Origin of the sequence: Micromonospora sp. B006, from assembly GCF_003408515.1 — a bacterium.
Classification (GTDB): domain Bacteria; phylum Actinomycetota; class Actinomycetes; order Mycobacteriales; family Micromonosporaceae; genus Micromonospora; species Micromonospora echinospora_A.
In genome coordinates this window covers 5,113,127-5,136,004 of record NZ_CP030865.1, presented here as the reverse complement: position 1 = coordinate 5,136,004, position 22,878 = coordinate 5,113,127, and the positions used below count along the sequence as shown (strand labels likewise).

The window sequence follows — 22,878 nt, the reverse complement described above, 5'->3', positions numbered from 1 at the left end:
TGGACAGGAACTAACGAACGTTAAGGCTCTCGTGGGTCCACCGTCCAGCCCTTCGATGGCCGTCCGGTGAACGGTCAGCGGTGACTGTCCAGCCGGTGCACCAGCTCGGCGACGTCCACTCCGTACTCGCACCAGTCACGGTCGGGGCGGTAGCCCAGCTCGGCGTTGACCTTCAGCATCGACTCGTTGTCCTGCGCGTTCCAGGTCTGCACCTCGACCAGCTGGGGCTCGGCGGAGCGCAGCTCCAGCAGCATCCGCGCCTTGATGGCCCGGTCGATGCCGTAACCGCGGTGGTCGTGGACGACGATCGTGTCGTACTGGTCGGCCCGGGTCGGGTGCTGCGCCGGCACCACCACCTCGGTCAACCCGGCCACGTCCCCGGTCTGTTCGTGCAGCGCCAGCACGATGTACGGCTTCATGCCGCGCCGGTGCAACGTGGCGAGACTGTCGCGCAGCCGGTCCGGGTCGTAGGAGCTGGGCCGCAGTTCCACGTCGTCGGAGTCGCGCACCTCGGCCTTGGCCCGCGCGTACGCCTCGATCAACTCGTCCGGCGGCCCGCCCGGCCAGAACTCGACCCGGTAGCCCGCGCCCACCTCGGCGGCCATCTCGGTCAGCGCCGGCCAGTCCACCGTGCGCAGGTCGAGCACGCTGCGGGTCTCCACGTAGTCGCGGGTGAAGCCCAGCGACTCGTAGAACGCCACGGCCGGGGTGTCGCCGACCACCTCCACGCCGATCGACTGGAAGCCCTCGTCCCACACCCGGCGGGCGGCAACCCGGACCAGGTCACGACCGAGCCCGGTGCGCCGGACGGCCGGGTGCACCAGAACCTCCAGTACGCCGATGCCGCCCAGCAGCAGCACGTGCACGTGCCCGACGATCGCTCCGGGCGTGCCGTCCGGAGCGTCGTCCTCCTGCGCCACCCAGGAGATCCGCCGCTCGCCGGGCATCACCTCGGACAGGTACTCCCGCATGGAGCTGTCCCGCCATGGCGGGTCCTGCGGCAGGTCGGCCGCCAGGACCGCGTTCAGCGTGTCCAGCAGGGACGCGATCTCGGCGGACGAGGCGGTCCGAGGGTTCCACTCGCGCACCATCACCCGTCTAGCTTGCCGTCAACCGCTGCTGGGGGGAAGGGTTCAGTCCGCGAATGTACGCGAGCGGTCACCTCACGTTGCGGCTGAGCCTGCCGTACTCGTCGGCCTTGTCGAAGACGGCCTGGGCATAGCGGCGCACATCGTTGTAGGAGAGGATGGCCCCCCACCAGTCGCCCGGGATGGTCATGTTCCGGCCGCCCTTGCACAGGTACTGGCCGGCGGCCAGCGCCGCGTCGTCGATGTCGTGCGGGTTCTTCACGCCGTCGTTGTCCGCGTCCGCCCCGATCTCCTGCCAGGTGGTCGGGATGAACTGCATCGGGCCGAGCGCCCGGTCGTAGACGCGGTCGCCGTCGAGCTGCCCCTGGTCGGTGTCGAGGATCCGGGACCGGCCGCCCTGCCCGTCGAGCGGCTGCCCCTTGATCTCCGGCAGCGCCCGCCCGTCGGGCCCGAGCGTGGCGCCGTTGGCCGAGCCGTGCCCGGACTCGACGTGCCCGATGGCGGCGAGCGTGGTCCAGCTCAGCTGGCAGGCACGGTTGGTCTGGGCGAGCACCAGCTCGGCATACGCGTACGCCTGGAGCGCCACCACCGGGATGGCGGTGACCGCGCTGACCCGCCTCGCCCAGTCGGCCAGCGCGTCGGCGGGGCGGCCGGTGGGCGGGGCGACTGTCGCGCCGCCGGGCAGCGGCGTTCCGGTCGGCGCGGCGGTGCCGGGCAGCCCGGACGGGTCCGGGAACAGGGGCGTCGCGGCGGGCGCGGCGGTCCGCGCCACGCTCGGTTCCGGCAGGGCCTCGTCGACCGACGCCGGCCTGCCGACGGCGGCCGGCACGATCACCGCGCCCGCCGTGGTGGCGACGCCGACCAGGGCGAGCAGGAACAGCGCCGGCAGCGTGGTGCGCCCCGCGGGGCGGCGGGACCAGGCGCGGGTGGCGTGGGCCGCGCCGACGGCGAGCTGCCGCGGCCGCGTGCGGACGGCGTGCGCGAACGGTACGCGCCGACGCCGCCCGCCGGCCGGCTGCGCGTCCGCCGCCTCATCCGCCGCCTCGTCCTTCGCCTTCGGCTCCGCTTTCTCGCCGGACGGGGCATCCGCGTCAGGCTTGATGTCCGTGTCGGCTCCGGCATCCGGCGCGTGCTCCGGCTTCGCGTCCTGCTCGGCGTCCGCGCCTGAGCCTGCGGCCGGCTTCGCACCCGCGTCGGCTCCGGGCTTCGCGTCTGCGTCTGGCTTCGCACCCGTGCCGACTCCGGGCTTCGCGCTCGCGTCGGGCTTCGCGCTCGTGTCCGGCTTGGTGCCTGCGTCCGTGCTCGGCGCGCCGGCCTTGGCGTCCGGGTCGCGGGCCGGGTCGGCGGGGCGCTCCGGGGGGAGGGTGCGGCGCTCGCGGCGGGGTCGGGGGACGGGCCGGGCATCGCCGTCGGGCGGCGCTGCGGGTCGCAGGGGCCGGGCCGTCGCTCGCCGTTCGCCGTCCACCACCCGTCGAGTATCACCCATCCGTGTGACGGCGTCAGGCCCGCCGTACGCTGATGTCATGCCCCGGTACGAGTTCCGTTGCCGCGCCTGCGGCGACACCTTCGAGGTCAACCGCCCGATGGCCGAGGCCGCCGAGCCGGCCACCTGCCCGCAGGGCCACGCCGACACGGTGAAGCTGCTCTCCGCTGTCGCCGTCACCGGGCGTGGTGGATCCGGTCCGACTGGTGGGATTCCCAGCGGTGGAGGTTGCTGCGGCGGGTCCTGCGGCTGCTGAGTTTCCGCCGCTCGTCCCGCGGGTCGAACCGGCTCTTGCCGCCCGTGTGATCTTTTGGCACCTTGGGTCGGAATCCGCCCAACCGTTCTCACGATGCGTGACGGCGCGATCATAGGGCAGCATGGACCCGACGTCAGCGGGCGGAGGTTCGACGTATGTCGCCAGGCCACCACCTCCCCAGCGGGTGGGTGACCTTCGTGTTCACCGACATCGAAGGTTCGACCCGGCTGGCCCGGATGCTGGGTCCGGTCTACCGGCCGGTGCTGCACGAGCATCGCCGGCTGCTGCGTGACACCCTCGCCGGCACCGACGGGGCGGAGCTGCTGACCGAGGGCGACTCGTTCTTCCTGGCGTTCCCGGACGCCGCCACCGCGGTGCACGCCTGCCTGACCGCGCAGCGCGCGCTCGCCGGCCACGAGTGGCCCAACCCGGACGCCACGCCCCGGGTCCGGATGGGTCTGCACACCGGCTACGCCGAACCGCGCGACGGCGAGTACGCCAGCCCTGAGGTGCACCGGGCCGCCCGGGTGGCTGCCGCCGCGCACGGCGGGCAGGTGCTCTGCTCGGCCGCCACCGCCCGGCATGCCGAGCCGCTGCCGGACGGTGTGTCCCTGCTGGACCTCGGCCTGCACCGGCTGCGCGGCTTCGACGACCGGGAGCGGCTGTTCCAGCTCGTCGCGCCCGGGCTGGAGCGGCGCTTCCCGCGTCCGCGCACAGCCGACGCGACGGCCCACAACCTGCCCACCCAGGTCACCACGTTCGTCGGCCGGCAGGCCGAGCGCGCCGAGCTGGGCCGGCTGGTCGAGGCGTACCGCCTGGTGACGGTGCTCGGCGCGGGTGGCGCCGGCAAGACCCGGCTGGCCGTGGAGCTGGCCTCCGGGATCGTCGAGGACTACCCGGACGGGGTCTGGTTCGTCGACATCGCCGCGGTGACCGACCCGGGGCTCGTGGCGTTCGAGATCGCCGCCGTGCTCGGCCTCCGCCCGGAGCCCGGCCGGCCGATGCTCGACACCCTCGTCGAGTACGCGGCGCCGCGCCGGATGCTCGTGCTGCTGGACACCTGCGACGCCCAGACCGCGGCGTCGGCCGAGGTGATCAGCCGGCTGCTGGCCGGAGGCCGGGGGGTACGGGTGCTGGCGACCAGCCGGGAGTCGTTCGGCGTACCCGGTGAGGTGGTGTGGCGGATCCCGCCGCTGTCCGTGGACGAGGGTCCCGACGGCGGCAGCGACGCCGTGGCGCTGCTGCTGGACCGCACGGCGGTGGCCCGGGGCGGCCGGGCGCCGGAGGCGGCCGAGCAGGCCGACCTGCACCGGGTGGTGCGCCGTCTGGACGGGCTGCCGCTGGCCATAGAGCTGGCCGCCGCCCGGCTGCGGGTGCTCTCCGCCGGGCAGCTGGCGGAGCGGCTGGACGACATGCTGGGCACGCTCGACGCGGGACGGGAGACGGCGGAGCCGCCGCCGGTGGAGGCGGGCTGGAGCGGCAACCAGCAGGACACTGTGGACCTGGTGGCCGCGGCGACCGGCGCCGCCCCGCCCACGCCGGCGACCCGCGCGGTGCAGCGCTCGGCCAGCGAGCGGCACCTGACCATCCAGGCCACCGTCACCTGGTCGTACCGGACGCTCGGCGCGCGTTCGGCCCGGCTGCTGCGCTGGATGGCGGTGTTCGCCGGACCGGTGGACCTGCCCACCGTGCAGTGGCTGCTCGGCGAGGACCCGCTCGATCCGCTCTCGGTGCTCGTGGACAAGTCGATGGTGCTGGCCGAGCCGCACGCCTCGGGCAGCACGTACCGGATGCTCGACCCGATCCGGGCGTACGCGGCCCGGCGGCTGGTCGAGGCGGGCGAGGAGCAGAGCGCCCGGGACCGGCACGTGGACTGGTGCCGGCACGCGCTGGACCGGGCATGCCTCGGGCCGGACGGCCGTCCGGTGACGCTCTCCCTGTACGCGCTGGACCCGCTGGCCGGCGAGTTGCGGGCCGCGCTGCGCTGGTGCGCCACCGGCGGCAGCGCCCGGGCCGGACTGCGACTGGCCGGTGACCTGGACCAGTGGTGGCGGGAGCGTGGGCTGGCCCGGGAGGGGCGGCTCTGGCTGTTCCGGCTCTACGGCCGGCTCGCCGAGACCGGCGAGGTGATGCCGGAGGCCGAGCTGGCCGCCGCGTACCACATGCATTCGCTGCACGCGGGCGCGGACGGCGAGTTCGGCGAGGAGCTGCGGTACTCGCAGCGGGCCGAGGCGGCCGCCCGGCAGTCCGGCGACCGGGGTCTGCTGGCCCGGGTGCTGGCCGGGCGCGCCGCGCCGCTTGTCGACATGGGCCAGTTCGCCGAGGCGGAGCGGGTCTGCCGTGAGGTGATCGACTGGGCGTACGCGCAGGACGTGGTGGGGGACGCGCTGCTCGCCGTCTACAACCTGGCTGAGCTGCTCTGGCGCCGCGGCGCGCTGGACGAGGCCGCCGACGTGCTCGCCGCGGCCCGCCCGGTCGAGGCGTCCCGGCCGGCGGAGCGGGGCGGCCGTTCGGTGGACATGCTGCTCGGGATGGTGGCGCTGGCCCGGGGTGACCTGGTCGCGGCGCACGAGCACCTGCTGGTGGCGTTGCGGTCGCGGATGGGCCACGGCTACCTGGGCCGGGCCTGCGACACGATAAACGCGATAGCGGTGCGCTGCGCGCTCGCCGGGGACGCGCTCGCCGCGGCCCGGCTGTTCGGCGCGGCGCAGGCCACCCGGTCGAACCTGCGGGCCACGCCGGGGATATACGGCCCGTACTGGGCGGCCCGGCAGGCGGAGCTGCGCCGGGTGCTGGGCGACGAGGCGTTCGACGCCGCGTACGGCGCCGGGGCGGGACTGCGGCTGGACGAGGTGGCGGCGCTGGCGCTGCACGTCGAGCACCCGGACCTGGCCGCCGACTCACCCCGGTTCGGCTTCACCGCGCAGGGCTCCTGGCCGGCGTTCCAGCCACGCAGCACGGCGGGCTGAGGCGGGCGGGCCCACCGTGCTCGCGCCGCACGGCGGGGAGCCCGCCGTGCGGCGGACTCCCCGTGTGGTGCGTCAGGTGCGCGCGGCGGCGCGGCGTTCGGCGTCGGCCTTCATCCGGGCGGCGCGGTCGAGGTCGGCCTGGGACACGGCGGCGACCGAACCGAAGACGCTCACCGCCTGGTAGTACGTCCAGGCGAGGCTGTAGCAGGCGGGCCGGACCACCGCGTTGTACGTGGCGCAGACCCGCTTCAGGTCGGCGTAGAAGGCGTTGTCCAGCCGGGACTTGCTGGCCGAGAAGACGCCCATCGCCTTGTGGTTGCGGTAGCCGAAGTCGTGCCGGTAGCAGGAGAGCTTGAAGTTGAAGCCGATGGGGTTGTCCGGGCTGGACGAGCAGTAGTCGGTGGACCAGTCGAAGCCGTACTCGGTCCAGGGCGACCGGTTCTGCCGGGCGCTGTTCCAGGCGTTGTAGCTGGACGCGCTGGTCTGCGTCCAGCTGGTCAGGACGGACAGCTTCTGCTGGGTGCTCACCGCGGCGGCGGCCGGTGTGGCCAGGCCGCCGAGCAGTGTGAGCAGGGCGAGTGTTCCGGCGGCGAGGGTGGTGGCGAGGCGACGGGACACGGGAACCTCCGTGGGGTGGTGGCCGGGATCTCCGGATGTCGACAAGTGTCGATCAAGCGGGTGAGCTGGGGCGATGCTGCGGGTGACGGCTCGCTGACATCCGCTCAAACAGACGAATGCCCCCGGGCCGGCGAGGCGGCCCGGGGGCATTCGGGGTGCATCAGCGTACGAAGCGCGGCGGGCTCGCCGGGCTCTCGTTCGCCAGCCGGTCCAGTGCTGTCACGTAGTAGGTGTACCGGGCGCCGTCGGCCGCCGTGCTGTCCACCCAGGACTGCACCGAGCCGTCGGTGGCCCGCACGGTGCCGACCAGGTTGGAGGCGTCCGCGAAGTCGCAGCGCCCGGCCAGGCCGTGCCCGTCGAACCGGTAGATCGCGTACGACGCGGCGGTGCCGAGCGGGCCCTTGCCGTCGGCCGACTGCCGCCAGCTCAGGCGTACCCCGTCCGCCTCCCGCTGGGCCTTGGTGACCACCGGGAACAGCAGCGGCTTGCGCGGCAGGTGCGTCATGGTGGGCACCAGCGCCGGGCGGGAGTAGTGCTCGGCCGCGTAGATGTCGGTGGCGCCGAGCCGGTTCGCCCGGACCTGCACCGCGGAGAAGTGCACGTTGCCGAGCACCTCCGGGTACGACCGGTTGAGCGTCAGGTGGTTCGACAGCTCCTGCGGGTTCATCCAGAACGACCCGTACGCCGGGTCACCGCTCTTGTAGTCGGCCTGGCCGATGTAGAGCTGCACCCGCGTGCCGCGTACCTGCTCGGCCCACCACGGCACCAGCCGGGCGTAGTCGGCGGCCGGGTACTGGCCGATGTACCAGTAGAGCTGCGGCACGATGTAGTCGATCCACTCCTCCTTGACCCACTTGCGGGAGTCGGCGGAGATGATGTCGTACGACTGCGAGCCGGTGGTGTCCGAGCCGTTCGGGTCGGCCGACGCGTTGCGCCAGATGCCGAACGGGCTGACGCCGAACTTCACGTACGGCTTCACGGCCTTGATCTTGGCGTTCATCTCCTGGATCAGCAGGTTGATGTTGTCCCGCCGCCAGTCGGCCTTGTCGGTGAAGCCCCTGTTGTACGCCGCGAACGTGGCGTCGTCGGGCACCTGGTGGGTGCCGCTCGGGTACGGATAGAAGTAGTCGTCGAAGTGCACGCCGTCGATGTCGTACCGCTTGACCGCGTCCATCATCGCGGTCTGGACGAACTCGCGGACCTCGGGGATGCCGGGGTTGTAGTAGAGCCGGCTGCCGGCGACGCCGGCGGGCGGGTAGGCGAAGACCCAGTCGGGGTGCTGGCGGGCCGGGCTGTCCGGGGCCAGTTGCGACAGGTCGGCGCCGGCGCCGCCGGGCGCGGGCATGGAGACGCGGTACGGGTTGAACCAGGCGTGGAACTCCAGGTTGCGCTTGTGTGACTCGTCGACCAGGAAGGCCAGCGGGTCCCAGCCGGGGTTCTTGCCGCGTACGCCGGTCAGGTACTCCGACCACGGCTCGTACGGCGAGGGCCAGAACGCGTCGGCGGTCGGGCGGACCTGGACCACGACGGCGTTGTGGTTGAGCTTCTGGGCCAGGTCGAGCCAGGCCAGGTATTCGGCCTTCTGCTTGGCCACCTGGTCCGGCGCGGTCCAGGAGTCCTTGGTGGGCCAGTCGATGTTCGTCACCGAGGCGATCCACATGGCCCGGAACTGGCGCTTGGGGGTGGCCGGGTCGGTGACGCAGTCGGTGGAGGGGGAAGTGGCGGTGCTGGTGTCGTCGGGTGCGGCCTGCGCCGGCGTGCCGGCGACCAGCGCGCTGAGCAGCGCCGCGGCCAGCGCGGCTGCTCCGAGCCGAGTTGCCTTCATGCGGTGCGGTCCCTTCGTCGGGTCCGGGGGGACGATCGGCGGCGGGTGTGCGGCAAGATTCGCCGCACCGTCCATGCCTCCGGTAGGAAACTTTCATCTATCCGTGCCCGGCGCAAGACCCTGACCGGTGATCGATGTCCCCGGGCCGTCCGACTCGGCCGGATCGTGACGATTCCGATACCTGCGGTGCGGGATTGGAGCGGAAAACGGCTGGGTAGCTAGCCCGGTCAGACCGCCACCGTGGCGGCCACACGGCGGGGGAGGTGATCAGATGTCGGTCCTGCGTACCAAGCCGATCCAGGACGTGCTCGCCCAGGGCGACGCCGACGGCGAGGACGGCAAACCGGGACTGCGGCGCCGGCTCGGCGCTGTCGACCTGATGGGCTTCGGCATCGGCATCGTGATCGGTACCGGCATCTTCACGCTCACCGGTGTCGAGGCGCGCAACAGCGCCGGGCCGGGCGTGGTGATCTCGTTCGGCATCGCCGGCCTGGTCGCGCTGCTCGCCGCGCTCTGCTACGCCGAACTCGCCAGCAGCGTGCCGACCGCCGGCAGCGCCTACACCTACGCGTACGCGACGATGGGCGAGATCGTCGCCTGGATCATCGGCTGGGACCTGCTGCTGGAGTTCGCGCTCGGCGCGGCGGTGGTGGCCCGCGGCTGGTCCGGTTACCTCGCCGACCTGTTCGGCCTGCCCAGCGCCTGGTTCGCCGAGGAGGGCAGCGTCGTCAACCTCGGCGCGATCGGCATCGTGCTGGTGCTCGGCGTGGTCGCCGTCGTCGGCATCCGCGAGTCCGCCCGGGTCACCAACCTGCTCGTGCTGGTCAAGGTGGCGATCTGCGCCTTCGTCATCATCGCCGGGCTGTTCTTCGTCAAGGCGGCCAACCTCAGCCCGTTCATCCCGTCCGCCGAGCCGGCCGGGGCCGGGGACGACGGCATCAAGCAACCGGTCACCCAGGCCATCTTCGGGCTGGAGCCCTCCGTCTTCGGCTTCGTCGGGGTGCTCACCGCCGCCGCGGTCGTGTTCTTCGCGTACACCGGGTTCGAGGCCGTGGCGAACCTGGGTGAGGAGACCCGCAAGCCCAAGCGGGACCTGCCGCTGGGTCTGCTCGGCACGCTGCTCATCTCCACAGTGCTCTACATCGGCGTCTCGCTCGTCGTTGTCGGCATGGTCAAGTACACCGAGATCGACGAGGGCGCGCCGATCGCGTCCGCGTTCCGGGCAGTAGGCGCCGGCTGGGCCGCGGTGCTCGTCTCCATCGCCGCCGTCGCCGGGCTCACCAGCGTGATCCTGGTCGACCTGGTCGCCATGGGCCGGATCGGCTTCGCCATCGCCCGGGACGGGCTCATCCCGCCCGCCATCGCCAAGGTGCACCCGCGCTGGGGCACCCCGTACCGGATCGCCGGGATCATGACCGTCGCGGTGGCGCTGCTCGCCGGTTTCCTGCCGCTGTCGGCGCTGGCCGACCTGGTCAGCATCGGCGCGCTCTGCGCGTTCACGCTCGTCGCGATCGCGGTGCCGATCCTGCGCAAGCGCCGGCCCGACCTGGAGCGGCCGTTCAAGGTGCCGTTCTCGCCGGTGCTGCCGATCATCACCGCCGTGGCGTGCCTCTACCTGAGCCTGAACCTGTCGGTGGAGACCTGGCTGCGGTTCCTCGCCTGGATGCTGATCGGCGCGGTCATCTACTTCGGGTACGGCCACCGCAAGAACCGGCTCGCCCGGCGCGAGCACTCGGACACCCCCGAGCCCGCCCCCACCCCCTGAGGCGGGCCCCCCGAAGGAAGGGCCCCTTCTTAACGCCTGGCGTTAAGAAGGGGCCCTTCTACTACCGGAGGCGTTAACAAGGGGCCCTTCCTTACGGGCGGGGCTGGGCGGACCCGGTGGGACCCTTCACCACCGGACGGCCGTTCTCCCAGACCATCTCGTCCAGCCACACCTGCCGGCCCGGGTCGGTCGCGCCCTCCAGGCCCGGCGGCCAGGCGTGGTAGAGCAGCCAGGTACGGCCGTCGTGCTCGACGATCGAGGCGTGCCCCGGCCCGGAGGCCACGTCGTTGCCGCGCAGGATCGGGTTCTCCGGCGCCTTCACGCACGGCCCGGCCGGGCTCTCGCAGACCGCGTACCCCTCGGCGTAGGCGCCCTTGTCGTACGCGTTCGCCGCGAAGAACAGGAACAGCTTCCCGTCGTGCCGGTGCAGGAACGGCCCTTCGATCAGCGTGCCCTCCCACGGCTCGGTCTGCCGCAGCAGCTTGGTAGCCGGGCCGGTCAGCCGCAGCCCGTCCGGGGAGAGGCGCTGCGACCAGAGCCAGGTGTCCACGCCGATCGCGTTGCCGTCGTTCTTCCACAGCAGCCACAGGCTGCCGTCGGTGTCCCGGAACGGGCTGGCGTCGATCGAGCCGCCCAGGTCCGCCTGGCAGACAAGCGGCCGGTCCGAGTCGTCCGCGTACGGGCCGAGCGGGGTGCTCGCCACCGCCCGGCTCAGGCACTGCCGGCCGGAGGCCCGGTCGGCCACCGTGTAGTACAGGACGAACCGGTCCGGGGCCAGTTGGATCACCTCGGGCGCCCACGTCTTCCCCGCGTCCGCCCAGTCGGGCAGCGTCGGCAGCGCGTCGCCGGCCGGAGTCCAGTCGACCAGGTCGGGCGAGGTGAGCACCGGCACGTTCCGGCCGCCGGCGTTCGTGTGGAACAGGTACCAGGTGTCGCCGACCCGGATCGCCTGCGGGTCGGGGGCGTCACTGCGGACGACCGGGTTGGTGAACACGCGCGCGTCCTCCGGCGTACTCGACGGGGTTGGTGTGCTGCCGCAACCGGCGGCGAGCAGCGCGGCGGCCAGGACCGCCGCCGCGCCGCGTCGCCTCGTCCGCCCGGCGCTCATCCCTTCAGGCCGCTGCGGGACACGCCCTGGATGACGTGCCGCTGGGCGAGCACGAACAGGATCAGCACCGGCACGCTGGCCAGTACCGCGCCCGCCATGATGACGGGGTAGTCGGTCACGTACGCGCCCTGGAGCAGGCCCAGGCCCGCCGGCAGGGTCAGCCGTTCCGGGCTGAACAGCACGTACACCGGCCAGAGGAAGTCGTTCCAGTTGGTCAGGAACGACAGCACCGCGAGCGTGGCCAGGGCCGGTTTCGACAGCGGCAGCAGCACCTGCCGGAAGATCTGCCAGTGGTTCGCCCCGTCCAGCACCGCTGCCTCCTCCAGTTCGGCCGGGATGGAGAGGAAGAACTGGCGCAGGAAGAACACCCCGAACGCGCTGGCCGCGCCCGGCACGATCACCACTGTGAGCGTGTCGATCCAGCTCAGCCGCTCGGCGATGATGAAGTTCGGGATGATCAACGAGGTGGGCGGCAGGAACAGCGTGCCCACGATCAGCGCGAACAGCAGTTTGCGCCCGCGGAACCGCATCCGGGCCAGCGCGTACGCGGCCATCGACGCGGTCACCAGCACCAGCAGCGTGTGCAGGGTGGCCGCGAGCATGCTGTTGACGAACCAGCGCAGCACCGGGTTCGCCGTGTTGTCGATGATCTGCTCGTAGCCGTAGGTGGAGAACGGGTTCGGCAGCCAGCCCGGCGGCACCTGCTGCGCGTCCTCGTACGTCTTCACCGAGGTCAGCAGCATCCAGACCAGGGGGGTCACGAAGATCGCGGTGATCAGGAGCAGTACGCCGTAGCGCGCCACCGTGCGTACGTTCCTCATGTCGTCCCCTCAGTCTTCCCGGTAGCGGAACAGCCGGAAGTTGACGACGCTCACCACGGCCAGCATCAGCGCGAAGAACACGCTCATCGCGGCGGCCCGCCCGGCGTCGTAGTCCCGAAGTCCCTCGTCGACGATCCGCCAGACCACGGTCCGCGTCTGCTCGCCGGGCGCGCCCTGGGTGATCAGGAACGCCTGCCCGAAGACGTTCGCCGAGGCGAGGATCGTGGTGGTGAAGACGAACAGCATGACCGGGCGCAGCCCGGGGATCGTGACGTGGCGGAACCGGTCCCAGGCGCCCGCGCCGTCGACCTTCGCCGCCTCGTACAGCTCTGCCGGGATGTCCTGGAGACCGGCCAGGTAGATCACCGCGTTGAAGCCGCAGGTCCACCACACGGTCACGCCGACCAGCGAGATCCAGGCCCACGGCACGTCGGCCACCCAGGGCGTGTCCGAGGGCAACCCGACCACGCCGAGCAGCCGGTTGACCAGGCCCAGGTTGGCGTCGAGCAGGAACCGCCAGAGCAGGCCGATCACCGCCACACCCAGCACGTACGGGGCGAAGAACGCGGCCCGGAAGAACGTCCGGCCGGGGAACGAGCGGTTGAGCAGCAGCGCCAGCCCGAGCGGGACGACCACCAGCAGCGGTACGGAGAACAGCGTGAAGATCCCGGTGGCCCGGACGCTCGACCACCAGTCCCCGTAGATCGCCGACTCGCTGGAGAACAGGTCCCGGTAGTTGCCGAGCCCGACGAACGGCCGGTTGGGCAGTTGCAGGTCCCACTGGTGCAGGCTGATCCAGACCCCGAACAGGATCGGCGCCAGGCCGAAGACGCCGAACAGGATCAGGTACGGCGCGAGGAAGAGGTACGGCGTCGTGCGGTTGCCGCGTTCCGTCGCGCCCCGGCGGCGGGTGGGCGCCGCCGGGGGCGGCGCGTCCTCACGCGCCGCCCCGGCCTCGATCACGTCCGCCACGGCGGATCAGTTCCCGTACTTCTTGCGGTTGTCCTCGAGCTGCTTGTTCGCCTTGGCCACGCCGTCGTCGAGCGCCTGCTTCGGCGACTTCTTGCCCAGCGCCGCCTCGTTGAAGGCGCTGTAGAAGGTCAGCATGGTCTCGCCGAGACCGGGCGCGGCCGGCGGGAACGCGGCGTACTCCAGCTCGGGGGCGAGCGCGTTGACCTCGGTGAGGCCCTTGAACTCGCTGCTCTCGCGTACCGCCTTGCGCGCCGGCACCTGCCCGCCCTTGGCCCAGTCCAGCGAGTGCTGGCTGAGCCAGTTGATGAACACCTTCGCCCCGGCGGTCTTGTTGGCGTTCGCGGAGCGCTGCTTGACGATGGTGAAGTTGTGCGAGTTCGCCCAGGCGGCCTGCTGGCTGCCGATCTGTGGCAGCGGCGCGACGCCCCACTGCACGTTCGAGCTCTTCTTCAGGTCGTTGATCTGCCAGATGCCGTTCCAGTTGAACGCGTTCTTGCCGCTCTTGAACGCCAGGTAGTCGGCGTCCTGGCCGACGTTCGCCGGGGAGTGACCCTGCTTGATCAGGTCGACCAGCCAGGTGCACGCCTCGACCGCCGGGTCGGAGTTGAACGTCGCCTTCGCCACCTCGGCGTCGAAGAGCGTGCCGCCCCACTGGTGCAGCAGGCTGTAGAAGGTCATGCCGCCGGTGAACTGGAACGGGCTGACCCAGAACCCCTGCACGCCCGACTTCTTCAGCTCGGTGAGCGCGGCGGTGTACTCGCCCCGGGTGGCCGGGGGCTTCTCCGGGTCCAGGCCGGCTTTCTGCATGACCGCCTTGTTGTAGTAGAAGCCCAGCGGGTGCATGTCCAGCGGGATGCCGTACCGCTTGTCGTTGTAGAGGCCGCCCTTCCAGACGGTCGGGGCGAAGTCGCCCTCGCTCAGCTCCAGGGTCTTCGCCACGTCGTCCAGTTCGGTGATCGTGCCGCGGGCGGCGAACGTGGCGAGCTGGTCCATGTGCATGACCGCGATGTCCGGGCCGTTGCCGCTGGAGACCGCACCGGGGAGCTTGCTGTAGTAGTCCTCCCACTGGTACGTGATCACGCTGACCGCGATGTTCTGGTGCTCGCTGTTGAACTGCTGGACGAGCGCCTTGAAGATGTCGCCGTCGCCGCCGGTGAAGCCGTTCCACAGCTTCAGGTCCACTTTCGGGCCGGTGTAGTCCTTGCCGCCGTTGCCGGAGGCGCCGGAGCTGTCGCTGCTGCTGCCGCCGCCACAGCCGCTCAGCGTCAGCGTGGCCGCCGCGCCGAGACCGAGGCCGAGCCCGAGCAGGCGCCGCCGGCTCATCTCGTTCTGGATCATGGGTACTCCTTGGGGGACGGGATGGAGTATTGCCTGGTCACAGCGCTGGCACGAAGCGCAGCAGGTTCCAGGAGGTGGCCGGCAGCAGCACGGAGGCCCGGCCGCCGTCGACTGTGGGAGTGGTCAGGTCCCGGGGCGTGACCCGCTCCGGGTCCGCTTCGGTGTTCGTGGCGTCCGGTTCGGTTCCGGCCGCCACCGTGGTGTGCGCCTCGGCCCGCAGGCCGGGCAGGCCGCGCAGGTCCAGGTCGAGCGGAAGGTCCTGCGAGCTCCGGTTGACGGCGAAGACGGCCAGCTCGCCGGTCTCCTCGTCGTGCACGGCGACGGTGTCCAGCGCGGGCACGTCGCCGTACCGGCGGGTCTCGTAGGTGGGGCCGGTGGGCTCGGTCCGCAGCACGGTGCCGCGCGCGTACCGGGCGGTCAGGGCGAACGGGTGGAAGATGCTCTGCCGCCAGGCCGGGCCGCCGTTGCGGGTACGGATCGGGGCGATCACGTTGGCGAGCTGCGCCTGGCAGGCCACCCCGACGCGGTCGGCGTGCCGGAGCAGCGTGATCAGCAGGTCGCCGACGACCACCGCGTCGACCGCCGTGTAGTCGTCCTCGATCAGCGCGGGCGCCTCGACCCAGCCGCGCCGGTCCAGGTCGGCCTGGAGGCGGGACTGGTACCAGACGTTCCACTCGTCGAAGGAGATCTTCAGCTTGCGCTTCTGCCGCAGCTTGGCGCCCACGTGGTCGGCGGTGGCGACGACCTCGGTGATGAAGGCGTCCATGTCGACGGCGGAGGCGAGCAGGCTGGCCCGGTCGCCGTCGGACGGGTCGTAGTAGGTGTGGGCGGAGATGTAGTCGACGTGCTCGTAGGTGTGCTCCAGCACGGTGGCCTCCCACGCGGCGAACGTGGGCATGCCCCGGTTGGAGCTTCCGCAGGCGACCAGGCTGATCGACGGGTCGATCATCTTCATGGCGCGCGCGGTCTCGGCGGCGAGTCGGCCGTACTCGTCGGCGGTCTTGTGCCCGACCTGCCACGGCCCGTCCATCTCGTTGCCGAGGCACCACAGCCGCACCCCGTACGGCTGCTCGGCGCCGTGCTTGCGGCGCAGGTCGGACAGCTGGGTGCCGCCCGGGTGGTTGGTGTACTCCAGCAGGTCGAGCGCCTCGGCCACGCCGCGGGTGCCGAGGTTGACGGCCATCATCGGCTCGACCCCGGCCTCGGCCGCCCAGGTCATGAACTCGTCCAGGCCGAACTCGTTGGTCTCGATCGTCTTCCAGGCCAGGTCGAGCCGGCGCGGCCGGTCGCCGACCGGGCCGATGCCGTCCTCCCAGCGGTAGCTGGAGACGAAGTTCCCGCCCGGGTACCGGACGGCCGAGACGCCCAGTTCGCGGGTCAGGTCCAGCACGTCGCGCCGCAGACCCCGCCGGTCGGCGGTGGGGTGCCCCGGTTCGTACACCCCGCCGTAGACGCAGCGCCCCATGTGCTCGACGAAGGAACCGAAGATCCGGCGGTCCGCCGGCGCGACCCGGAACGCCGGATCGATCGTGAGCTGCGCGTTCGGCACGATGCCAACCTCTTTCCCAGTGGTGTTGCCGGTGACCGAGGCCACCCCCCTGTCAGTGGTTTCTACAACGTTGTAAGTGCTCGTGTAAAGAGCTCGTTACGTCGTCGTGACGCGGTACAGTGCGGCCAGCGTTCACCGGGAGGACAGTTCAGTGCGGCACAGGCTCAAGGACGTCGCGGAGCGGGCCGGAGTGTCGGTGAAGACCGTCTCCAACGTCGTCAACGGCTACCAGCACGTACGCGCCGACACCCGGGCCCGGGTCGAGGAGGCCATCGCCGCACTCAACTACCGGCCCAACCTGTCGGCCCGCAACCTGCGCAAAGGGCGTACCGGGGTGATCGCCCTGGCCGTGCCCGAACTCGACATCCCCTACTTCGCCGAGCTGGCCCGGCACGTCGTCACCGCCGCCGCCGACCACGACTGGACGGTCCTCATCGACCAGACCGGCGGCGGCTCCGAACAGGAGCGAAAGGCCGCCAGCGGCATCGGCGACCACATGATCGACGGCCTGATCCTGAGCCCGCTCGCGCTCACCTCCGACGACCTCGCCGCCCTGCACGGCCTGCCCATGGTGCTGCTCGGCGAACGGGTCGACCACGGCCCCGCCGACCACGTCATGATCGACAACGTGGCCGCCGCCCGGGAGATCACCGCCCACCTGATCGGGCTCGGCCGCCGCCGGATCGCCGCGATCGGCTCCCAGCGCACCCCCGAGGGCGCCAGCGCCCGGCTCCGCCTGGCCGGCTACACCGCCGCGCTGAGCGAGGCCGGCATCGCGTACGACGACCGCCTGGTGGCGCCCGCGCCGGCCTGGCACCGCGCGGACGGCGCCGCCGCCATGCGCAACCTGCTCACCACCGGGGTACGCCCCGACGCCGTCTTCTGCTTCAACGACACGCTCGCGCTCGGCGCGTTGCGCGCCCTGCACGAGGTGGGCCTGCGCGTGCCCGAGGACGTCGCGGTGGCCGGCTTCGACGACATCGAGGACGGCCGCTTCTCGATCCCGACGCTGACCACAGTCGCCCCCGACAAGGAGCGCATCGCCCGCCTCGCGGTCGAGTTGCTGGCCGGACGTCTAGGCCCCGACCGCGACTCCCCACCCCGAGAACTGGTGGCCCCCCACCACCTGGCCCTACGCGAGTCCGCCCCCCTCTAGCCCCTTCCAGCCCTCCTCTGGCCCCCTCCTGGCCGCGTCGATCATGAAGTTGGCGGCGATGTCGATCTCCTGGAGTGCCGCCAACTTCATGATCGACGGGGTGGGTTTTGCTCGGTTGGTGGTCAGTCGAAGAAGCGGGCCAGGTGGGACGCGGGTGGAGGTGGCGCGTCCGGGGGCAGGGGAGTGAGGTCGGCGAAGATCGACGCACCGTCGCAGCCGACGTGCAGCGGATACCAGCGCGGCGTACCCGGTGGGCGCTGACCGCAGATGCCCTTGAACGTCTGCACGTCCAGCAGACGTACGTGGGTCGGGTCGGCCACCGCGTTGACGTGCCGCCACCAGGGACTCATCACGTGGAGCACCCCGCCGGGCCGCAGCACCCGGTGGCACTCGTCGAACAGTGGCAGGAAGTCGATCAGGTGCTCGACGATGTGCACAGCGAAGAACACGTCCACCGAGTCGTCGCGCAACGGCAGCGAGCCGGCGAGATTGGCGACCGCGTTCACCCCCGGCGCCGGATAGATGTCCAGCCCCAGGTTGCCCGGCCACTGCTTGGTCGCGCCGCAGCCCAGGTCGACCACCACCGGCGCGCGCCCGGCCACGGCGACCCGGCACCAGACCCCGAGTACGCCCGACAGCCGGCCGATCAACTCCCGTACCAGCCGCAACTGCGCCGGATCGGCGACCGCGCCGGTCAGGTGCGCCACCCCCCTGTCGAAGCGCACCTCGACGGTCGTCCCGCGTAGCCGCTCGTCGTGCCGGACCAGGTCGGCCCACGCCTCGGCGAGAAACTCGTCGGTCTGCCGGAGTCGCTCACCCGAGAGCGCGGTCTGCCCCATCGCCACCATGCGCCACCTCCGGCGGCCCGTTACCCCCATTTCACCCCAATATGCCCCGCGCCCGCCCGCCCTCCTCCACCTCGGCCCGCCGCCCTCGTCCCGTCCCGCCCCGCGCCCCGCCCGCGCCCCGCCCCCGGCCCGCCGCCCGCCCTCAGCCCTCCGTCGGCCCGTCCGCCCCGCCTGTCGCCCGTGATCAAGGAGTTTGTGTCACCAGAAGACGCCCCTGAGGACACAAACTCCTTGATCACCGGGGAGCGCCCGAGATCTTGAAGATTCCGGCCGTCATAGGGGCACTTTCCTTCCAAGATCTCCCACGACTCGAGCTGCAGCGCTGATCAAGGAGTTTGTGCTGGCGTCGGCGGCGTGGATGGACCCGAACTCCTCGATCGCGCGAGAGGCCATCCGGCCCGCCCCGTTGATCAAGGAGTTTGTGTCCCTTTTCGAGGGCTGTGTCGACACGAACTCCTTGATCAACGCCGGTCTTGGTCGGGGTGTGCTCCGATGCCGGGGCCCGGGCGGGCGGCTCGTCGATCATGGAGTTGTGGCCTGGGCCAAGCTCGCAAAGGGGGCAGGCGAGGGGCCGCCACTGCAAGATCGACGCGCTGAGGGACGGCGGGGAAGGGCGGGCGGGGAGGGCGGGAGGGGAGGAGGGTCAGGGGGAGAGGGTTCGGCGGATGGTGCGGGAGCTGCGCATGCGCTGGCGGGGCTGCGTGGCGGCCGTCTTCGGACGCTTGAGGTGGTAGCGGTGCAGCTCGTTGTTGCCGGGCAGCGACGGGTCCTCGCTCATCGCGACCAGTTCCCAGCCCTGGTCACCGGCCCGGTTCAGGTGGGCCAGCGCGGTGTCGCCGTACGGCGTGACGTCGATCATGGAGCCGTCCGGGCCGTACCAGATGAAGACGACCTCGAACCCGAGGTCGGTCGCGGCGGGTTGACGACGGCGGACCAGCAGCGCGTACTCCCACTTGAGCATGCGCTCATTGTGGACCCGCGCGGGCGACTCGGCACGGATCAGTGTTCGGCGATCCGTCCGTCCGCGACGCGCAGCCGCCGGTTCACGCTCACCACGTCGAGCATCCGCCGATCGTGGGTCACCAGGAGCAGCGTGCCGGGATAGCTGGCCAGCGCCGATTCGAGCTGTTCGATCGCGGCCAGGTCGAGGTGGTTCGTCGGCTCGTCGAGCACCAGCAGGTTGACGCCGCGGCCCTGGAGCAGGGCCAGCGCGGCCCGGGTCCGCTCGCCGGGGGACAGCGTTGCCGCCGGTCGCAGCACGTGGTCGGCGCGCAGGCCGAACTTCGCGAGCAGCGTCCGCACGTCCGCCGGGGCCAGATCGGGTACGGCGGCGCCGAACGCGTCGAGCAGCGGCTGATCGCCGAGGAAGAGCCCCCGAGCCTGGTCGACCTCGCCGACCACCACACCGGGGCCGAGTGCGGCGTGACCCTCGTCGAGCGGCAGCCGGCCGAGCAGCGCGGCGAGCAGGGTGCTCTTGCCGGAGCCGTTCGCCCCGGTGATCGCCACCCGGTCGGCCCAGTCGATCTGCAGGTCCACCGGGCCGAGCGTGAAGCCGCCTCGGCGTACCACTGCTCCTCGGAGCGAGGCCACGACGGCGCCGGCGCGGGGCGCGGCGGCGATCTCCATCCGCAGCTCCCACTCCTTGCGCGGCTCCTCGACCACCTCCAGCCGCTCGATCAGCCGGGCGGTCTGCTTGGCCTTCGCGGCCTGCTTCTCGGTCGACTCGGCGCGGAACTTGCGGCCGACCTTGTCGTTGTCGGTGGCCTTGCGCCGGGCGTTCTTGACGCCCTTCTCCATCCAGGCGCGCTGGGTGCGGGCGCGCGCCTCCAGGCCGGCCTTCGTGTCGGCGAACTCCTCGTACTCCTCGCGGGCGTGCCGGCGCGCCACCTCCCGCTCCTCCAGGTAGGCCGCGTAGCCACCGCCGTAGTGGTTGACCTGCCGCTGATGCAGGTCCAGCTCGACGATCCGGGTGGCCGTGCGGGTGAGGAACTCCCGGTCGTGGCTGACCACCACGGTGCCGGCGCGCAGGCCGGTGACGAAACGTTCCAGCCGGTCCAGCCCGGCCAGGTCGAGGTCGTTGGTGGGCTCGTCGAGCAGGAAGATGTCGTACCGGCTGAGCAGCAGCGACGCGAGCCCCGCGCGGGCGGCCTGCCCGCCGGACAGGCCGGTCATCGGGTGGTCCAGGCCGACGTCGAGACCCAGCTCCGCGGCGACCTGCCCGGCCCGCTCGTCCAGGTCCGCGCCGCCGAGGTCGAGCCAACGTTCCAGAGCATTCGCGTACGCGTCGTCGGCGCCCGCCGCCCCGGCGGTGAGCGCCTCGGTGGCGGCGTCCAGCGCGGCCTGCGCGGTGCTCACCCCGGTGCGCCGGGCCAGGAACTCGCGGACCGTCTCGCCGGGCCGGCGCTCCGGCTCCTGCGGCAGGTAGCCGACGGTCGCCGTGGGCGGGCTGAGCGAGACCGTGCCCTGCTCGCGTGGGACCAGCCCGGCGAGGGTACGCAGCAGCGTGGACTTGCCCGCGCCGTTGACCCCGACCAGACCCACCACGTCGCCCGGCGCGACGACCAGGTCGAGGTCTTCGAAGAGGAGGCGGTCACCGTGGCCGGCGGTGAGGTCCTTGGCGATCAACGTGGCGCTCATCAGGTGATCAAGCCTACCGGCGCGCATCCGGATTACCGTGACCCGCGCTCGCGGCGGCACCGATCTGAGGGAGACTCACAGCCGTGGTGACCACACTGGCGATCGACTGCGGTGGCGGCGGGATCAAGGCCTCCGTGCTGGACGCCGCCGGGACCATGCGCGCCCGGCCGCTGCGCGTGCCCACGCCGTACCCGCTGCCGCCTGCCCTGTTCGTCAAGACGCTGCTGGATCTCGGCGCCCGCCTGCCCACGGCGGACCGGCTCACCGTGGGCATGCCCGGCATGATCCGGCACGGCGTCGTGGTGGCGACGCCGCACTACGTGACCCGGTCCGGGCCGCGCAGCCGCGTCGACCCCGACCTGATGGCCGAGTGGTCCGGGTACGACGCGCGCACCGCGCTGGCCGAGGCGTTCGGCGTGCCGGCGCTGGTGCTCAACGACGCCGAGGTGCACGGCGCGGGCGTGGTCGCCGGGACCGGCTGCGAGCTGGTGCTGACACTCGGCACCGGGTTGGGCAGCGCGTTGTTCGACGGTGGGGTGCTGGCGCCGCACCTGGAGCTGTCGCACGCGCCGGTGCGGTGGAACACCACCTACGACACGTACGTGGGGGAGCCGGAACGGCGGCGCCTCGGCGACGCGTTCTGGTCCCGGCGGATCCGGCAGGTGGTGGACGGCCTGCGGCCGGTGTTCCGCTGGGACCGGCTGTATCTCGGCGGCGGCAACTCCCGGCTGATCCGGCCCGAGCAGGTGGCCCGGATGGGCGACGACGTGGTGATCGTCCCGAACACGGCCGGAATCGTCGGCGGTGTCCGGGCCTGGGACCTGGTCGGCGGCCGGTACGACCCGACCACCTGATCTTTCGCCCCGCAGGAACACTCGCGCTCGCGCCGGTGTTGTGCCAGCGTCGGACCAAGGCCTGGCGCGACACGAGGAGGTGGGTCGAGTGGATCTTCTGGCGGAGTACCGGCGGGCGACCATGTTCTTCGAAGCGGGTGACCCGACCGGAGCGGCCCGGCTGCTCGAACCGATCATCGAGGCCGAGCCCGACAACTCGTCGGTCCGGCAGCTGCTGGCCCGCGCCTACTTCCAGTCGGCCCAGCTCAACCGGGCCGAGGAGCAGTTGCGCGCGCTGGTCGACCGGGACCCGAGCGACCATTACGCGCACCACGTGCTCGGCCGCACGCTGGAGCGGATGAACCGGCCCGTGGACGCGCTGCGGCACCTGCGCATCGCTGCCGCGATGTACTCGACGAACACCGACTACGCCACCGCGCTGCGCCGGGTGGAGGGCAAGGTCGGTCGTTGACTGATCACGCGGAAGGGCAGCCCAGGCGGGCTGCCCTTCCGCGTACCTAGGATGGGACCGTGAAGCTCAAGCTCGACCTCCACGACATCTACAACAAGGGCCACGACATCGACCGTGCGCTGCGCGGGATCATGGACGAGGCGGTGGCGAAGAAGGCCACGCTCGTGGAGATCATCCCGGGCAAGGGGTCGGGCGCGCTGAAGAAGAAGGTGCTGCGGTTCCTCGACCAGAAGGACGTGAAGCAGCTCTACCACCGGGTCGAGAAGGACTCGAAGAACTTCGGCCGGCTGTTCGTGCACTTCCGCTGGAAGTAGCCCGGTTGCATGTCGCAGCCGAACGCCCGGTTGTGCAACTCAACACCGGCGCGACGGTCAACGGCCGCCCCGAGCAAGCGTCGCTCCGGCTGTGGCGGATGGAAAGAGGGGCGGCGCGATCGGCGGGCGGGCTTCTAGTATCCCGCGGCGGCCTCTGCCAATGGCCGCCTGGCATCTGGAGGGACGATGAAGCGCCGTCGGGCATATGGGATCGCGGCTGGCGGCCTGGTTGTCGCCGCAGTCCTTGGTTTGATCCTGGTAACTGCGGGTGGCGAGGAGAAGCCCCGTAGCCGTCAGTACGGGGCGTTCACAAGCTGCCTTCTGACAGACGAAGCGGGGATCGGCGGGCCTGCCGCGGCCCCTGCCTGGGCTGGTATGCAGGACGCCTCGCTCGCCAGTCTGACGAAGGTCCAGCATCTCTCCGTAATTGGGGAGCAGACCACTGACAACGCCGGAACCTTCGTCGCAAGCATGGTGCAGTCCCGGTGCAACCTGGTCGTTCTTTCCGGTCAAGCGCCCGGCGCCGCCGCGACGGCAGCCTCTGCCCGCTTTCCCGCGCAGCAGTTCGTCGCCGTGGGTGATCAGCCGAGCGATTCGAGGGCGAACGTGACGTGGGTTGCGGGGTCGCCGGATGCCGTTCGCATCAAGGTCCGTGACGCCGTCCTGGACGCGGCTCGCGCAGCGGAGCGCTGATCGATGCGCTAGCAGATCTTGCCGCGCCGGATGTGCCGCCGGAAGGTCAGGTTTGTCGAGCGCTTCGGCTCTGTTCGCCAAGCTCACCGTCCGCAGATGATTCCTCTTCGTCTATGTGATCTGACGGGGAGAT

The 22,878-nt window shown here is 71.6% G+C and carries 19 protein-coding genes and 1 pseudogene; 8 read left to right on the top strand and 12 right to left on the bottom strand.

All coding sequences use genetic code 11. The features are described 5' to 3' along the window. Nucleotides 1-74: 74 nt before the first annotated feature. Both MicB006_RS23065 and MicB006_RS23060 read right to left on the bottom strand, forming a co-directional pair. Complete coding sequence (locus MicB006_RS23065; protein WP_073829036.1) at nucleotides 75-1,091, bottom strand: GNAT family N-acetyltransferase; 1,017 nt, start codon at nucleotides 1,089-1,091, stop codon at nucleotides 75-77. 67 nt (nucleotides 1,092-1,158) lie between these two features. Continuing rightward, nucleotides 1,159-2,556, bottom strand: coding sequence for a lytic transglycosylase domain-containing protein (locus MicB006_RS23060; RefSeq protein ID WP_116508834.1), 1,398 nt, complete (start codon nucleotides 2,554-2,556; stop codon nucleotides 1,159-1,161). Between the two features lie 55 nt (nucleotides 2,557-2,611). Here MicB006_RS23060 and MicB006_RS23055 point away from each other — a divergent pair, with 55 nt between their 5' ends. Both MicB006_RS23055 and MicB006_RS23050 read left to right on the top strand, forming a co-directional pair. After that, the gene (locus MicB006_RS23055; RefSeq protein ID WP_073829034.1) at nucleotides 2,612-2,827 is read left to right on the top strand and encodes a zinc ribbon domain-containing protein; all 216 of its coding nucleotides are present in this window, start codon (nucleotides 2,612-2,614) and stop codon (nucleotides 2,825-2,827) included. 155 nt (nucleotides 2,828-2,982) lie between these two features. Then, nucleotides 2,983-5,796 carry an adenylate/guanylate cyclase domain-containing protein gene (locus tag MicB006_RS23050; protein WP_116508832.1) on the top strand — a complete coding sequence of 938 codons (2,814 nt, stop codon included), beginning with the start codon at nucleotides 2,983-2,985 and terminating at the stop codon, nucleotides 5,794-5,796. A 72-nt stretch (nucleotides 5,797-5,868) separates the two neighbouring features. Here the strand turns inward: MicB006_RS23050 and MicB006_RS23045 are convergent, their stop codons facing one another. Continuing rightward, a complete protein-coding gene (locus MicB006_RS23045; protein WP_116508830.1) occupies nucleotides 5,869-6,414 on the bottom strand; it encodes a phospholipase in 546 nt (181 codons plus the stop codon). Nucleotides 6,415-6,574: 160 nt separating this feature from the next. Continuing rightward, nucleotides 6,575-8,239: a glycoside hydrolase family 10 protein gene (locus tag MicB006_RS23040; RefSeq protein WP_116508828.1), complete on the bottom strand. Its 1,665-nt coding sequence runs from the start codon at nucleotides 8,237-8,239 to the stop codon at nucleotides 6,575-6,577. A gap of 271 nt (nucleotides 8,240-8,510) precedes the next feature. On the opposite strand from MicB006_RS23040, the gene MicB006_RS23035 reads away from it, so the two are divergent. Then, a complete protein-coding gene (locus tag MicB006_RS23035; RefSeq protein WP_116508826.1) occupies nucleotides 8,511-10,004 on the top strand; it encodes an amino acid permease in 1,494 nt (497 codons plus the stop codon). A 91-nt stretch (nucleotides 10,005-10,095) separates the two neighbouring features. On the opposite strand, the gene MicB006_RS23030 is transcribed toward MicB006_RS23035, so the two are convergent. Genes MicB006_RS23030 through MicB006_RS23010 form a run of 5 tightly spaced genes read right to left on the bottom strand, consistent with a single transcriptional unit; the run spans nucleotide 10,096 to nucleotide 15,792 of the window. Beyond that, nucleotides 10,096-11,112, bottom strand: a complete 1,017-nt coding sequence (locus tag MicB006_RS23030) for a glycoside hydrolase family 43 protein (protein ID WP_116508824.1) — start codon at nucleotides 11,110-11,112, stop codon at nucleotides 10,096-10,098. After that, nucleotides 11,109-11,933 (bottom strand): carbohydrate ABC transporter permease, encoded by an 825-nt coding sequence (locus MicB006_RS23025; RefSeq protein WP_116508823.1) that lies wholly within the window; start codon nucleotides 11,931-11,933, stop codon nucleotides 11,109-11,111. Before MicB006_RS23025 ends, MicB006_RS23030 begins: the two co-directional genes overlap by 4 nt. A gap of 9 nt (nucleotides 11,934-11,942) precedes the next feature. Continuing rightward, nucleotides 11,943-12,905, bottom strand: coding sequence for a carbohydrate ABC transporter permease (locus MicB006_RS23020; RefSeq protein WP_116508821.1), 963 nt, complete (start codon nucleotides 12,903-12,905; stop codon nucleotides 11,943-11,945). Nucleotides 12,906-12,911: 6 nt separating this feature from the next. Further along, nucleotides 12,912-14,243: an ABC transporter substrate-binding protein gene (locus MicB006_RS23015; protein ID WP_116508819.1), complete on the bottom strand. Its 1,332-nt coding sequence runs from the start codon at nucleotides 14,241-14,243 to the stop codon at nucleotides 12,912-12,914. A 37-nt stretch (nucleotides 14,244-14,280) separates the two neighbouring features. Continuing rightward, a complete protein-coding gene (locus MicB006_RS23010; protein WP_116511719.1) occupies nucleotides 14,281-15,792 on the bottom strand; it encodes an alpha-N-arabinofuranosidase in 1,512 nt (503 codons plus the stop codon). 151 nt (nucleotides 15,793-15,943) lie between these two features. Between MicB006_RS23010 and MicB006_RS23005 the strand changes: the two genes are divergently transcribed. After that, complete coding sequence (locus tag MicB006_RS23005) at nucleotides 15,944-16,948, top strand: LacI family DNA-binding transcriptional regulator (RefSeq protein ID WP_116508818.1); 1,005 nt, start codon at nucleotides 15,944-15,946, stop codon at nucleotides 16,946-16,948. 122 nt (nucleotides 16,949-17,070) lie between these two features. Here the strand turns inward: MicB006_RS23005 and MicB006_RS23000 are convergent, their stop codons facing one another. The 3 genes and pseudogenes from MicB006_RS23000 to MicB006_RS22990 form a co-directional block, all read right to left on the bottom strand. Further along, a complete protein-coding gene (locus MicB006_RS23000) occupies nucleotides 17,071-17,796 on the bottom strand; it encodes a methyltransferase domain-containing protein (RefSeq protein WP_116508816.1) in 726 nt (241 codons plus the stop codon). A gap of 709 nt (nucleotides 17,797-18,505) precedes the next feature. Beyond that, a pseudogene (locus tag MicB006_RS22995) lies at nucleotides 18,506-18,757 on the bottom strand (hypothetical protein); the annotation flags it as partial. A 38-nt stretch (nucleotides 18,758-18,795) separates the two neighbouring features. After that, nucleotides 18,796-20,433 (bottom strand): ABC-F family ATP-binding cassette domain-containing protein, encoded by a 1,638-nt coding sequence (locus MicB006_RS22990; RefSeq protein WP_116508814.1) that lies wholly within the window; start codon nucleotides 20,431-20,433, stop codon nucleotides 18,796-18,798. Between the two features lie 83 nt (nucleotides 20,434-20,516). Here MicB006_RS22990 and MicB006_RS22985 point away from each other — a divergent pair, with 83 nt between their 5' ends. From MicB006_RS22985 to MicB006_RS22970, 4 genes are all read left to right on the top strand, one after another. Beyond that, nucleotides 20,517-21,287 (top strand): ROK family protein, encoded by a 771-nt coding sequence (locus tag MicB006_RS22985; protein ID WP_043328120.1) that lies wholly within the window; start codon nucleotides 20,517-20,519, stop codon nucleotides 21,285-21,287. Nucleotides 21,288-21,375: 88 nt separating this feature from the next. Further along, a complete protein-coding gene (locus MicB006_RS22980) occupies nucleotides 21,376-21,738 on the top strand; it encodes a M48 family metallopeptidase (RefSeq protein ID WP_013288725.1) in 363 nt (120 codons plus the stop codon). 59 nt (nucleotides 21,739-21,797) lie between these two features. Next, nucleotides 21,798-22,052 carry a Smr/MutS family protein gene (locus MicB006_RS22975; protein WP_013288724.1) on the top strand — a complete coding sequence of 85 codons (255 nt, stop codon included), beginning with the start codon at nucleotides 21,798-21,800 and terminating at the stop codon, nucleotides 22,050-22,052. Between the two features lie 375 nt (nucleotides 22,053-22,427). Beyond that, entirely contained in the window at nucleotides 22,428-22,745 is a 318-nt protein-coding gene (locus MicB006_RS22970) for a hypothetical protein (protein WP_073829018.1), read from the top strand. Nucleotides 22,746-22,878: the final 133 nt, after the last annotated feature.

Coding starts and splice junctions, on each gene's coding strand:
- MicB006_RS23065 (WP_073829036.1), bottom strand. CDS start 1,091: ATGGTGCGCGAGTGGAACCCTCGGACCGCCTCGTCCGCCGAGATCGCG.
- MicB006_RS23055 (WP_073829034.1), top strand. CDS start 2,612: ATGCCCCGGTACGAGTTCCGTTGCCGCGCCTGCGGCGACACCTTCGAG.
- MicB006_RS23050 (WP_116508832.1), top strand. CDS start 2,983: ATGTCGCCAGGCCACCACCTCCCCAGCGGGTGGGTGACCTTCGTGTTC.
- MicB006_RS23040 (WP_116508828.1), bottom strand. CDS start 8,239: ATGAAGGCAACTCGGCTCGGAGCAGCCGCGCTGGCCGCGGCGCTGCTC.
- MicB006_RS23035 (WP_116508826.1), top strand. CDS start 8,511: ATGTCGGTCCTGCGTACCAAGCCGATCCAGGACGTGCTCGCCCAGGGC.
- MicB006_RS23030 (WP_116508824.1), bottom strand. CDS start 11,112: ATGAGCGCCGGGCGGACGAGGCGACGCGGCGCGGCGGCGGTCCTGGCC.
- MicB006_RS23025 (WP_116508823.1), bottom strand. CDS start 11,933: ATGAGGAACGTACGCACGGTGGCGCGCTACGGCGTACTGCTCCTGATC.
- MicB006_RS23015 (WP_116508819.1), bottom strand. CDS start 14,243: ATGATCCAGAACGAGATGAGCCGGCGGCGCCTGCTCGGGCTCGGCCTC.
- MicB006_RS23000 (WP_116508816.1), bottom strand. CDS start 17,796: ATGGTGGCGATGGGGCAGACCGCGCTCTCGGGTGAGCGACTCCGGCAG.
- MicB006_RS22990 (WP_116508814.1), bottom strand. CDS start 20,433: ATGAGCGCCACGTTGATCGCCAAGGACCTCACCGCCGGCCACGGTGAC.
- MicB006_RS22970 (WP_073829018.1), top strand. CDS start 22,428: ATGCAGGACGCCTCGCTCGCCAGTCTGACGAAGGTCCAGCATCTCTCC.